The sequence below is a fragment of the Paraburkholderia sediminicola genome (assembly GCF_046026855.1).
GTDB lineage: Bacteria > Pseudomonadota > Gammaproteobacteria > Burkholderiales > Burkholderiaceae > Paraburkholderia > Paraburkholderia sediminicola_A.
In genome coordinates this window covers 137,384-150,115 of sequence record NZ_JAQQET010000011.1, presented here as the reverse complement: position 1 = coordinate 150,115, position 12,732 = coordinate 137,384, and the positions used below count along the sequence as shown (strand labels likewise).

The 12,732-nt window shown below is 61.4% G+C and carries 13 protein-coding genes; 9 read left to right on the top strand and 4 right to left on the bottom strand.

Going from position 1 to position 12,732, the window contains the following annotated elements:
• Nucleotides 1-44: 44 nt before the first annotated feature.
• A complete protein-coding gene (locus PQR40_RS14605) occupies nt 45-926 on the top strand; it encodes a glucosamine kinase nucleotide-binding domain-containing protein (protein ID WP_408226132.1) in 882 nt (293 codons plus the stop codon).
• Nucleotides 927-1,013: 87 nt separating this feature from the next.
• Nucleotides 1,014-1,835 (top strand): Cof-type HAD-IIB family hydrolase, encoded by an 822-nt coding sequence (locus PQR40_RS14600; RefSeq protein ID WP_408226135.1) that lies wholly within the window; start codon nt 1,014-1,016, stop codon nt 1,833-1,835.
• A 69-nt stretch (nt 1,836-1,904) separates the two neighbouring features.
• On the opposite strand, the gene PQR40_RS14595 is transcribed toward PQR40_RS14600, so the two are convergent.
• The 3 genes from PQR40_RS14595 to aqpZ form a co-directional block, all read right to left on the bottom strand.
• Entirely contained in the window at nt 1,905-2,207 is a 303-nt protein-coding gene (locus PQR40_RS14595; RefSeq protein WP_408226137.1) for a PXPV repeat protein, read from the bottom strand.
• Nucleotides 2,208-2,492: 285 nt separating this feature from the next.
• A complete protein-coding gene (locus tag PQR40_RS14590; protein WP_408226140.1) occupies nt 2,493-3,188 on the bottom strand; it encodes a histidine phosphatase family protein in 696 nt (231 codons plus the stop codon).
• Nucleotides 3,189-3,331: 143 nt separating this feature from the next.
• Nucleotides 3,332-4,072, bottom strand: a complete 741-nt coding sequence (aqpZ, locus tag PQR40_RS14585) for an aquaporin Z (protein WP_408334698.1) — start codon at nt 4,070-4,072, stop codon at nt 3,332-3,334.
• A gap of 290 nt (nt 4,073-4,362) precedes the next feature.
• Between aqpZ and PQR40_RS14580 the strand changes: the two genes are divergently transcribed.
• Nucleotides 4,363-4,665: an H-NS histone family protein gene (locus tag PQR40_RS14580; protein ID WP_408226146.1), complete on the top strand. Its 303-nt coding sequence runs from the start codon at nt 4,363-4,365 to the stop codon at nt 4,663-4,665.
• Nucleotides 4,666-4,958: 293 nt separating this feature from the next.
• Here PQR40_RS14580 and PQR40_RS14575 read toward each other — a convergent pair whose 3' ends face one another.
• Entirely contained in the window at nt 4,959-6,023 is a 1,065-nt protein-coding gene (locus tag PQR40_RS14575; RefSeq protein WP_325043149.1) for a glycosyltransferase family 4 protein, read from the bottom strand.
• A gap of 705 nt (nt 6,024-6,728) precedes the next feature.
• Here PQR40_RS14575 and flhD point away from each other — a divergent pair.
• The 6 genes from flhD to cheA all read left to right on the top strand — a co-directional run bounded on the left by flhD (nt 6,729) and on the right by cheA (nt 12,664).
• Nucleotides 6,729-7,049: a flagellar transcriptional regulator FlhD gene (gene flhD / locus PQR40_RS14570; RefSeq protein ID WP_408226149.1), complete on the top strand. Its 321-nt coding sequence runs from the start codon at nt 6,729-6,731 to the stop codon at nt 7,047-7,049.
• Between the two features lie 51 nt (nt 7,050-7,100).
• Complete coding sequence (gene flhC / locus PQR40_RS14565; RefSeq protein ID WP_408226152.1) at nt 7,101-7,661, top strand: flagellar transcriptional regulator FlhC; 561 nt, start codon at nt 7,101-7,103, stop codon at nt 7,659-7,661.
• Nucleotides 7,662-7,898: 237 nt separating this feature from the next.
• Entirely contained in the window at nt 7,899-8,759 is an 861-nt protein-coding gene (gene motA, locus PQR40_RS14560; protein WP_408226155.1) for a flagellar motor stator protein MotA, read from the top strand.
• A 21-nt stretch (nt 8,760-8,780) separates the two neighbouring features.
• Nucleotides 8,781-9,788, top strand: a complete 1,008-nt coding sequence (gene motB, locus PQR40_RS14555) for a flagellar motor protein MotB (RefSeq protein ID WP_408226158.1) — start codon at nt 8,781-8,783, stop codon at nt 9,786-9,788.
• An 84-nt stretch (nt 9,789-9,872) separates the two neighbouring features.
• Complete coding sequence (locus tag PQR40_RS14550; protein ID WP_408226161.1) at nt 9,873-10,250, top strand: response regulator; 378 nt, start codon at nt 9,873-9,875, stop codon at nt 10,248-10,250.
• A 98-nt stretch (nt 10,251-10,348) separates the two neighbouring features.
• Nucleotides 10,349-12,664, top strand: coding sequence for a chemotaxis protein CheA (gene cheA / locus PQR40_RS14545; protein WP_408509252.1), 2,316 nt, complete (start codon nt 10,349-10,351; stop codon nt 12,662-12,664).
• The last annotated feature ends 68 nt before the right edge of the window (nt 12,665-12,732 follow it).

The following is a 12,732-nucleotide window of genomic DNA, read 5'->3' as shown; positions in this document are numbered from 1 at the left end:
CTGCCACGCTATGCGTTATTCACCACTTGAACTCACTCGATTCGATGAATAAAGACCTCTTTCTGATCGGCATTGACGGCGGCGGCAGCGGTACGCGCGTCGTACTCGGCGACGCGCAGGGCCGCGAACTGGCGCAGGCGGCGAGCGGGCCGTCGGGTCTGGGCCTCGGCGTGGAACGCGCGTGGCAGGCCATCGGGGCCGGCTGTGCCGACGCGTTTGCACGCGCCGGCGTGCCGCTGGACTGGGCGCGCTGCGTACTGGGTTGTGGGTTGGCAGGGGTCAATAATCGCGACTGGCTGGCCGCGTTTTGCGCGCAGGCGCCGGCGGTAGCAGGGCTCGCGGTGGAAAGCGATGCCTACACTACCTTGCTCGGTGCGCACGGCGGCGCGCACGGCGTGGTCGTCGCGCTTGGCACGGGCAGCGTGGCAGCCGCGCTCGACGGCGAAGGCGAATGCCGAATCGCCAGCGGCTACGGTTACCCGTCCGGTGACGAAGCAGGTGGCGCGTGGCTTGGGCTACGAGCCATCGTGTATGCCCAGCAGTCTCTCGACGGGCGCGTGCCCAACGACGATCTGGCGCAGGCGCTGCTTGCCCGCACCGGTGCGCATGATCGCGACGGCCTCGTGGTCTGGCTGTGCGAGGCCAATCAGACGGCTTATGCAAGGCTCGCGCCGATCGTCATCGCGCATCGCACGCATCCGTTCGCGGCGCGTTTGCTCGGCGAGGCCGGTGTGGAAGTGGGCAAGATGATTGCCGCGCTCGACCCTTCTGCGACTTTGCCGGTCGCGCTGTGCGGCGGTCTCGGCACACCCTTGCGCGAGTATGTGCCACAGATTTATCAGGCCCGTTTGCGCGAGCCGTTGGCGGACTCCGCACACGGCGGTTTGCAGTTGGCGCAGCGTGAAGCCGTTCGCCTCGCGGGTTGAGAATCGTCCCGCGCGCCGCGTACGATCTCACCGAGACGGCGCGCAACGGTAAAATGCGATCTTTGACGCTACCCGGCTGCTCACACTATGTACAAAGTCATCGCCACGGATCTCGACGGCACGCTGCTCAACGCCGACCACCAGGTGGACCCGTTCACGGTTGCCACCGTGCGCAAACTGGAAACCGATGGGCTGCACTTCGTAATCGCGACGGGGCGCCACTACTGCGACGTCGCGGGCATTCGTGACCTGCTGGGCATCAGCGCGTATCTGATCACGTCGAACGGCGCACGCATTCACGCGCCGGACAACACGGTGATCCACGCCGATGACCTGCCCCCGGCCATCGTGCAGCGGCTGGTGCAGCCGGACATCGTCGGTGAGCATGGCCGCGTGATCGTCAATCTGTTCGCCGACCAGGCGTGGTTGATCGACCGGGATGCACCAGATCTGCTGAAATTCCATCAGGACTCCGGCTTCGCCTACGAGGTCACCGATCTGCTGAAGCACGACGGCGTCGATATCGCCAAAGTCCTTTACATCGGTGAGCCCGCCGATCTCACGCACATCGCGGCCAACCTCGCGCGCGAATTCGGCGACGCGCTGTACGTCACCTATTCGCTGCCGGACTGCCTGGAGGTGATGACTTCGAATGTATCGAAGGGGCGTGCTTTGCAGATCGTGCTCGAGCGCATTGGCGTCGATGCCTCGCAATGCGTGGCGTTTGGCGACAACATGAACGACATCGACCTGCTGGAGACAGCCGGCCATCCGTTCATGATGAACAATGCCAATCCCGATCTCATCACGCGTCTGCCGAACGTGCCGCGCATCGGCAATAATTTCGAAGCGGGCGTCGCGCACCATCTGCGCAAACTTTTCTCGCTCGACGACGAACTGATGTCCTGAAAACGGGACGGCCCGCATCCTCTTTCGTGGATGCGGGCCGGTTCTTCGAGACCCTACGCGGCGCTACGTTTAGCCGTGCCACCCGCCACGGCGATCGCCGCGGTCATCGTGACCCCAGTGGCGGTCGTTGTGATTCCAGCCGCGGTTATACCCGTGGTCGCCGCGATAGTAGTCGCCGCGGTCGTAGCGATGGTCCCAGCCGCCGTTGCCGTAGTACACCGGCTGCGGCGCTGCGTAGACAGGTGCCGGCTGGGCATAAACCGGCGCGCCGAGCGAGAGGCCGATATTCAGATCCGTATGCGCTTGCGCGACGCCGCATGCGCCCGCCGCGAGTCCAGCAGCAACCAGCAAATGAGTGACGATGCGTTTCATGTTGTTCTCCTGTGAGGCGACGTATGTTTGTCGCACAGGACCAATCTACGCATTCCGGGCCTTCTCTACTGCGACGAGATGTTACGGACTGCAAGTATCGTCGCAGGCTTTGAAAGGCTATAGAAGGAACATTCGAACGTAGCACGTGGGGTGCGTTTTCCGCTCGAAGCCCCGCTACATAAGGCTCCTCGCCTCCTTAGAACGAGCCGGCGCCCAGTTGCTGCCGCCCGCTGCAAAAATCGGTCAGCCGCGCTCGTAATCACGGCTTACATCTGTATTACCCGATTAATCAGCTGAGCTCGCGGAAGCGCCCGCCTCGGCCGCAGAAGGGGCGTTCGGCAGCGCCGCGCATGGGCAATCCGTCGCGCGGCCGTTCAGTCCCTGGCGGTCAAGCTTGAAACTGGCGTGGGCCGTGCCGTTTTGCCAGTCGAGACGAACGATGTAAATACTGTCGAAGTCGTTGCTTTGCCAGTTGGGAACGTCGGCGGCATTACCGCCATGCGTGCTCATCATCTGACGCAACAACTTCACGATCAGCTTGTGCTCCCACGCGACGACAATCAGCTTGTTGCGATTGACCGGACTGACGAGCGCTGTGCCGAGCTGGTCGATCTGGGCGAAACCGTACGGCGTTTGCACCGGCATCTGGAATTGGATGGCAGTCGGCTCGATGGTCGCAAGCGGCCGAATATAGTAATAGGGGTGACCGCTGTCGTCCTTTTGCTGGCCAGGATCGGGGGCGTAGATCGCATCCGGTTTGCCGAACTTGGCGGCGATCACTGCCGGCAACGCCAGCGCGCGGTTGAGTCCCTGACAATTGAGCTGGCCGTAACCCATGGCGGGTTTCTCACCGTGGCGCACGAATACGAGCGTTTCAGTGTTGCCGTCCGCCGCGTGGGCCGCGGGTAACGCCAATACGCCAGCGCACAGACCGCCGATGGAGAGTGCGACGCCATGCAGGAATCCGCGGAAACGGGTCATCGGTAGCACCTGTGCGAGCTTGGGAAGTCGCACGATTCTAGCAGCGGGCTATTGGCAGGCCATTGGCTGTCTGCATCGTGCGGACAAAACAAAACGGGCGCCGTAGCGCCCGTTCTGATTGCCAGGATACGCGCACTCGCCGATCAGTCGAGCGCCATTTCCTGCGAATTGCCGCGACGGCTTTCGGCGATGAGCGGGTACAGCACGCCGGCGATCACGGCGCCGATAATCGGTGCGACCCAGAACATCCACAGTTGATCCACCGCTGCGCCGCCGACGAACAGTGCCGGGCCGGTCGAGCGCGCCGGGTTGACCGACGTGTTGGTGACCGGAATCGAGATCAGGTGAATCAGCGTCAGGCACAGGCCGATGGCGATTGGCGCGAAACCGGCCGGCGCGCGTTTGTCGGTCGCGCCGAGGATGACGAACAGGAAGAAGCCGGTCATCACCACTTCACAAATGAAGGCGGCCGCGAGCGAGTAATGGCCTGGTGAGCGCTCACCATAGCCGTTGCTGGCGAAACCGCTGGCGACGAGGTCGAAGCCCGGCTTGCCCGATGCGATCAACGACAACACCAGCGCGCCCAGCACCGCGCCAACCACTTGCGCGACGATGTACGGCAGCAGGTCGCGAGCCGGAAAGCGGCCGGCGACGGTCAGGCCGACGCTGACCGCCGGATTCAGGTGGCAGCCAGAGATATGGCCGATCGCATAGGCCATTGTCAGGACAGTGAGACCGAATGCGAGCGAGACGCCCACGAAGCCGATGCCCAGACCGTGGACCGGGCCGGCGAAGTTAGCGGCGAGGACGGCGCTGCCGCAGCCCCCGAGCACGAGCCAGAAGGTGCCGAAAAGCTCGGCAGCAAGGCGCTTTGACAACTGCATGATTGGTAATCCTAAAATGTTTGACGCTTGGAGTGGCATGAATGCTAAGCGCAAGTGCATGCCATTGAGCGCGCAATTCTAGGGAAAGACGGCCAGATTAGGTGTCAAGAATTGTCAATGTGGAGTCGCCTTTACCTATTATTACCTGATAAAGATCTCGTTTTACAATTCATCGACGCTTAATAATTATCAGAGGATATCTTCCTAAATCGGTATTATTGTCCATTGCGAATTTTTATAATTACAGCTAGTCTGCGAGCGAATGAGTTCTAAAAAAGGGGAGAACCGAAATGTCTCAATATGCAGACCTCAAGGTACAGATCGCCAAATTGCAGGCACAGGCAGATGAAGCGCGTCGTACTGAAGTCGACAACGTGGTCGCCGACATCCGCCAAAAGATCGCTGAATACGGTCTAACAGCGCAGGACCTCGGCTTTGCGGTTGCCGCCAGACGTGGACGCCCACCGAAGAAGGCGCCGCTGCCGGCCAAGTACCAGGATCCGAAATCGGGCAATACCTGGAGCGGGCGTGGCAAACCACCCAAGTGGATTGTCGGCAAGAATCGGGAACGCTTTCTGATTGGCGCGGCTTGAATGCCCCGTTAGTCCGGGCGAAAGCTAACTGAAGGTTGATCGTTGCCTGGTTGTTTATTCGCGCAGCGCTAATCCAGGATGGAAGCGCATCCATTCCTGCATTAAAAAAGCCGCCTCTGAGAGGCGGCTTTTCCGGAGTAGAAGCAGGTTAACTCCCGCTAACCGCTCGCGCAAACGATTCACCAGGCAAATTTACTCATGATTGGCGTGCAAAGCGGAAAGCGACGGTAAGCGGGAGAGGCACGATTTAAGCGGCTGAGCGCATAAAAACATCAGCCGCTTAAGCGCGTCGCTCAGCCCACCGCTACCTGGCGCAACACCGGGCGGCGTGTTGCTTCGATCAGTGCCGAATAACCGTCAACGTAATTCTGAGCCATTGTTTTCGAACTGAAGCGGCGTTCGAACTGCGCGCGAATCTCCGTGCGCGACAATTCGTCCAGGCGTTGCAGCGCGGCCACCGCACCTTGAACGTCCTCGACAATGTAGCCGGTCACGCCGTGGTCGATCACTTCCGGCACCGAGCCGCGGTTGAACGCGATCACCGGCGTGCCGCACGCCATTGATTCGATCATCACGAGACCGAACGGCTCCGACCAGTCGATCGGGAACAGCAGCGCCTTGGCGCCCGACAGGAACTCAGGCTTCTGCGCCTCGTTGATTTCGCCGACGAACTCCACGTGCGCCATGGAGAGCAGCGGTTCGATTTCCTTCTTGAAGTATTCCTGGTCGACCTTGTCCACCTTGGCGGCGATCTTCAGCGGCAAACCGCTTTGTGCAGCGATCTTGATAGCTGTATCGACGCGCTTCTCAGGACAGATACGGCCGAGGAACGCCAGGTATTCCGGCTTCTTGTGCGTCTGCGGCGTGAGCAACTGCTCAGGGAGGCCGTGGTAAATCGTGTTCAGCCAGTTGGCCTGCGGCAGCGGCGCGCGCTGGGAATCCGAAATCGACACCACCGGCACATTCGAGAATGCGTCGAACACCGGTTGCAGTTCAGGCAAGTCCAGACGGCCGTGAAGCGTGGTCACGAACGGCGTGTCCATGGTGGTAAAGAGCGGGAACGGCATGTAGTCGAGGTGAAAGTGCAGCACGTCGAACTCATGAGCGACCTTGCGCACCTTTTCCATCATCAGGACATGCGGAGCCAGTGCATCGCGGATCGTCGGGTCGAGGCGCAGCGCCCGAGGCCAGCAGGCGTCGAGGTTCGCGGAGGTGACCGAATCGCCGCTCGCAAACAGCGTGACGTCGTGGCCGAGGTCGACCAGCGCTTCGGTCAGATATGACACGACGCGTTCGGTGCCACCATAGAGTTTCGGCGGGACAGCTTCGTACAGCGGCGCAATTTGTGCGATTCGCATGCGTTTCTCCTGTTCAAAACGGCTTCGCACAGCGGCGCTCGAGTAGAGCGAGGAGCGAATGCCTGACGGACGGTTGGGCGCGGTAAGCCGCCGCCCGGGGGTGCTCCGAACCTGCATCGGGTAATCCCTTAGCTTCATTATCGGGATTGGCGGCGCTAATTCGAGTTATTTTTCAAACGCTTAATGTTGTTACAGCGCGAAACATGATGCGTAACAGGTCGGCAGGAGCGCTGTCCCGATAGTCGGCAAGCACGACTGGGGGGCATTCAAACGCAGAGAAAACATGAACAAGGGGTGGTCCCGGGACTGGAGCGCGGCCCCTACAGCACGCGCGTTGCGCAGAAGTGAAAACGTCTTATAATTGTTTTTCACCGATGCAAGGTGCGGATCGCGAGCCACTCAGGACTCACCATCTGGTTCACATTTCCGCTGAATAATTATCCGAAACGCATCACGAATCTCAAGCTGCGTGCCGCTTCACCTGTTTTACCTTCTTTCTGACCCACGCCGTGTAGGAAAAATTCCTACACGAATGACGGATTAATCCGTCAGGTTGGCAGGGTGTCTGTCCGATTTTCGTCCGCTCCCCCTTTAGACACAATGCTTGCAAGACCAGAAGCGAGCCGATTCGTGCGGTTTAAGTGCGCGCGTTCGAGCAAACGTTTCCGTAACGGCCTGACCAGCCAGATATACCCCGGGGGAATCATGAGCGCGACAAGCGAAATGCTCAATGAGATCAGAGAAGTCAACCTGTCTTATCTCCTGCTCGCGCAGCGCCTGCTGCGTGAGGACAAGCCGATGGGCATGTTTCGCATGGGGATTTCGGACCAGTTAGCCGACGTGCTCGCCAATCTGTCTTTGGCGCAGACCGTGAAGCTGGCGGCGTCCAACCAGGTGTTGTGCCGTTTCCGTTTCGATGACCATGCCGTGCTGTCCGCCCTTGCGGACAAAGGCAAATCCAGCGCCGTGGTTCAGGCGCATTCCGCGATCCTGATGGCAAGCCAGCCGGTCGAGCAACTCGGCTGATGGCAACGTGTAGTTCAAATAAAGCGATCAGGACGGGGGAAATGCACGCGGATGGCATATAAAAGTGTTGTGCAGGAAGTCAGGGAAATTACCCTGGCCATCGAGCTGATCGAGCTCGGCGCGCGGTTGCAATTGCTGGAGGCTGAGACCAGTTTGTCGCGCGACCGGCTTATCAAGCTCTACAAGGAACTGAAAGGGGTGTCGCCGCCCAAGGGCATGTTGCCGTTTTCGACCGACTGGTTCATGACCTGGCAGCCGAACTTTCACTCATCGCTGTTCTATAACATTTACCGTTTCATGGCCGACCACGGTGGCTGTGTAACGATCCAGTCGATCGTGAAGAGCTACCGGCTCTACCAGGAACATGTCCAGTTGCACGACGACGAGCCTGTGCTCAGTCTTACGCGCGCCTGGACATTGGTGCGCTTCTTCGACTCCGGAATGCTGCAAATGACCGCCTGTTGCCGCTGCGGTGGACATTTTGTCGCGCACGCGCACGATCCGCAGCACGCCTTCGTCTGCGGGCTGTGCCAGCCGCCTTCGCGCGCCGGTAAGACAAAGAAATTTGCCGACGCCCGGGCCCGCGAAAGCCTCGCTGCGCTGGAGATTTGAGCCGCGGGGCGGCGCCGGCCAGCCGCCCGCAACCCGGTGTCCGCGCGCGCACCTCCGTTCCGCGGCCCTTCCGGCCCGACCGGCCGGCGCCCGGCCTTGCTGGGCCGCATCGAACCGGCTTAACCCGCCTCTGGTTTACACAGGAGTGACGCGCCGCTTTTCCGCCAAAGTTTTCTGCTCCGTTGCCGTAAACCAGATTAACGACGGTCACCGTCGCTTCTTTGTGAGGACTCGGCAGTGCTGATTTTCGTGGGAACACTCGTGACGCTTTTGTCCGTTTTCGGCGGTTACGCGCTGGAAGGCGGTCATCTTGGCGCGCTGCTGCAGCCCGTCGAAGTGCTGATGATCGTCGGCGCCGGCGTCGGCGCGTTCATTCTCGGTAACGGGATGAAGACGATCAAGGCGACGCTGCGCGTCATTCCAACCCTGTTCAAGGGCGCGAAATACGACAAGGACGTCTATATGGAGCTGATGGCGCTCCTTTACGTCCTGCTGGCCAAGGCACGCAAGGAAGGCACGCTGACGCTCGAAGCCGACATCGACGATCCGTCGAAGAGTCCGATCTTCACGCAGTATCCGAAGATCCTGGCCGACAAGCACATCATCGAATTCCTGACCGATTACCTGCGGTTGATGGTCGGCGGCAACATGAACGCGTTCGAGATCGAAAGCCTGATGGACGAGGAGATCGAGACGCATCACCAGGAAGGCGAAGCCCCGGCGCACGCGCTGACCAAGGTCGGCGACGCCATGCCGGCGTTCGGGATCGTGGCCGCGGTGATGGGCGTGGTGCACACCATGGCCTCGGCCGACAAGCCGCCGGCGGTGCTCGGTGAGATGATCGCTCAGGCGCTGGTCGGCACCTTCCTCGGGATTCTGCTTTCGTACGGCCTGATCAGCCCGCTCGCGAGCGTCGCCGAACAGCGCGTGACCGAGTCGACCAAGATGTTCCAATGCATCAAGGTAACGATTCTCGCCAGCCTGAATGGCTATGCGCCGGCTATTGCCGTCGAATTCGGCCGCAAGGTGCTCTTCTCGACTGAACGTCCGTCGTTCGCCGAGCTGGAAGAGCACGTGCGCCGCGTCAAAGCCAAGTAACGGGCGCCGGGAACCGACTCGATGAGCAAGGACAAAGACCGCGCCATTGTCGTCAAGCGTTCCGCGCCGGCCCGCAAGGGCCATCACGGCGGCGCGTGGAAGCTCGCTTACGCGGACTTCATGACTGCGATGATGGCGTTCTTCCTGCTGATGTGGCTGCTGAGTTCGGCCTCCACCGTGCAGTTGAAGGGCATCGCCGATTACTTCAACCAGCCGTTGAAGGTCACGCTGTGGGGCGGTGATCGCAGCGCCGAGGACTCGAGCATTCTGAGGGGCGGCGGTCGCGACATTTCGACCGACGCGCAAGGCGTCACGCGCGCGACTGACGGCACCAATAACCGCGCCGAGCGCAGCGTGTCGCATAACAACGAGGACTCGGTCAAACAGATGCAAGGCGAGCTGGAGCGTCGCGAACAGGTTCGCCTGCACGATCTGCAGGTCAAGCTGATGGCCGCGATCGAAGCGAACCCGGTGCTGCGCCAGTTCAAGCAGCAGATCCGCATCGACTCGACGCTGACCGGCCTGCGCATCGAAATCGTCGACTCGCAGAAGCGGCCGATGTTCGCGACCGCGAGAGACGTGGTTGAACCGTACATGCGCGACATCCTGCGCGAAATCGGCCACACGCTGAACGACGTGCCGAACCGCATCATCGTGCAAGGGCATACGGACGCCGCGCAGTACGCCGGCGGCGAGAAGGGCTACAGCAACTGGGAATTGTCCGCGGACCGCGCCAACGCGTCGCGTCGCGAGCTGATCGGCGGCGGCATGGACGAAGCGAAGGTGATGCGCGTGCTCGGTCTCGCGTCGACGCAGAACCTGAACAAGGCGGATCCGATGGACCCGGAAAACCGCCGCATCAGCATCATCGTGCTGAACAAGAGGTCGGAGGAGGCGCTTGACCACGACGACTCCACCACGACCACCTTGTCGGACGACGCAGCCGGCTCCAAGCCGCTGCTGCAAAGGCTTGCGCAACCGGCGACGGTTGCACCGAAGGTGCCGGCGGTAGCGCCGGCAGCCCAGTAACAGACAGCGATCGGCTGACTGGTCCATGCGCCGGGATGGCATGGACGGCTAGCTGGTTCATAGCGTAAATGCAGCGAGGTTTTCATGATCAGGAACATCCTGGCAATCGACGACTCGGCATCGATGCGGCAAATCCTCGCCGCAACGCTGACGACGGCCGGCTACGAAGTGACGCTCGCGGCGGACGGCAATGAAGGGCTCGAAAACGCGCTCGCCATGTCGTTCGACCTCGTGCTGACGGACCAGCACATGCCAGGCAAGACCGGCCTCGATCTGATTACGGCGCTGCGCTGCAACCCGGCTTACCAGGCGACGCCCATCCTCGTCCTCACGACGGAATCGAGCGAGCCGTTCAAGGCAGCGGCGCGGGCCGCGGGGGCAACCGGCTGGATCGAAAAGCCGCTCGACCCCGACATGCTGACCGAACTGGTGGCGGCGTTAGCGGAACCGGACCACGCATGAGCGCCCTATAAGCGCGACCTTTAGACAAGTTATAGAAGCTTTCGACGCGGCGGCCCAGCAGCCCAAGCCTAGACAGGAACTCTCGCGGTGACCCAGGCATGACACTCGACATCACTCAGTTCTATCAGACGTTCTTCGACGAAGCGGACGAACTGCTCGCGCAGATGGAGCAACTGCTGCTCAATCTGGATATCGCCAACCCGGACCCCGAAGACCTCGCGGCGATTTTCCGCGCGGCGCATTCGATCAAGGGCGGCGCGGCGACGTTCGGTTTTACCGCGCTGACGGAAACGACTCACATTCTCGAATCGCTGCTCGACCGCGCGCGCAATAACGAACTCGTGTTGCGCAAGGACATGATCGACACGTTCCTCGAAACCAAGGACGTGTTGTCGGGTCAGCTCGCCGATTACCGCGCGAGCGCCGAGCCAGATGCGGCGACCGCGAAGGCGATCTGCGCGAAGCTCGAACAGTTGCACCACGAAAGCCGCTTCGGCGCCGAGCCGGCCACGGAGCCGGTGGCCGCCGCGCCGGTGGCAGCCACAGCACCAGTAGAAGCACAACAAACCGCAGTACAAGGCAGCACCCCGCCCGAGCATGTCGTCGAACAGGCGGTGCAGGCGGCGGGTGAATGGATTGACGGCGAACCGGCACAGACCGGTCAAGCCGGGGGCGCCGGTGAAGAAACCGGCCCTCATCTGGAAATTACGCTACGGGGCGTAGGTGAGAAGGACCAGGAACTGCTGGCTGAAGAGCTCGGCAACCTGGGCAACATCGTCGGGCAGGTCAAAAGCGGCGGCGATCTGACGCTGTGGCTCCAGACCGATGTGACCGCCGACGACATCATCGCCGTGTGCTGTTTCGTGATCGACGAAAGTCAGATCACGATCGGCCGCGGCACCGCACCGGCGGACGAGACGCAGCAAGGCGAACCTGGAACGCCGGACGCTGCCGATTCGACCCCGGTGCAAGCAGCACAAACAGCAGAGGCAGTACAGGCGGAGCACGCAGCATCGTCGGCACGAGTGGCCGACACCGCTGCACCCGCTCAAGCTGCCGCTGCGCACGAACTGTTCGACACCTCGGCGTCGCAAGCGAATACTCCGGCGCCTGCCGCAGTGAGCGGTGCACCGTCAGCAAGCGCGGCAACAGGCGCGACGGCGAACAACGCACCGGCCGATCAGGACCGCAAGGCGGCGCGTCCGGCCGCGGCAGCGGGTGGCGCGGAAGGCAGCTCGATTCGCGTGGGCGTCGAGAAGGTCGATCAGCTGATCAACCTGGTCGGCGAACTGGTGATTACGCAGGCGATGTTGGCCGAGACCACCAGCACGTTCGATCCCGCTTTGCACGACCGGCTCTTCAACGGCATGGCGCAGCTCGAGCGCAACGCGCGCGATCTGCAGGAAGCCGTGATGTCGATCCGCATGATGCCGATGGATTACGTGTTCAGCCGCTTCCCGCGTCTCGTGCGCGATCTGGCTGCGAAACTCGGTAAGGAAGTGGAGCTCGTCACCTTCGGTCAGGCGACCGAACTCGACAAGAGTCTCATCGAACGGATCATCGATCCGTTGACCCATCTCGTGCGCAACAGTCTCGACCACGGCATCGAAACCGTGGCGGCACGGCGCGCGGCGGGCAAGGATGCAACCGGCCAGCTGGTGCTGTCGGCCGCGCATCACGGCGGCAACATCGTGATCGAAGTGAGCGACGACGGCGCCGGTTTGCGCCGCGACAAGATTCTTGCGAAGGCCGCGAAACAGGGCATGCAGGTCAGCGAAACGATGTCCGACGAAGAAGTCTGGAACCTGATTTTCCTGCCGGGCTTCTCGACGGCGGAGCAGGTCACGGACGTTTCGGGCCGCGGCGTCGGCATGGACGTGGTGAAGCGGAACATCCAGTCGATGGGTGGCCACGTGGAAATCACCTCGCATGCGGGCAAGGGCAGCACCACGCGAATCGTTCTGCCGCTCACGCTGGCGATTCTCGACGGCATGTCGGTCAAGGTCGGCAACGAGATATTCATTCTGCCGCTGAACTTCGTGATGGAGTCGCTGCAACCGCGTGCCGAAGACATCTACACGGTGACCAATGGCGAACGCGTGGTACGCGTGCGCGGTGAATACCTGCCGCTCGTCGCGCTGCACGAAATATTCAACGTCGAAGACGCCAAGCGGGAACCGACGCAGGGCATCGTCACCATCATGCAAACCGAAGGGCGCCGCTTTGCGATGCTGATCGACGAGCTGGTGGGACAGCAGCAGGTGGTCGTGAAGAATCTGGAAACGAATTACCGCAAGGTGCACGGCATTTCCGCCGCAACCATTCTCGGCGACGGCAGTGTCGCGCTGATCGTGGACGTCGCGGCGCTGAATCGCGAAACGCGCCATGCACATGGCGCGATGAGTCTCGCGTGACATCCGTAATGACATCCGTGAGGCACGCAGTTTTCGCAACACTCACTCAATTTATTTCATCCCAACCG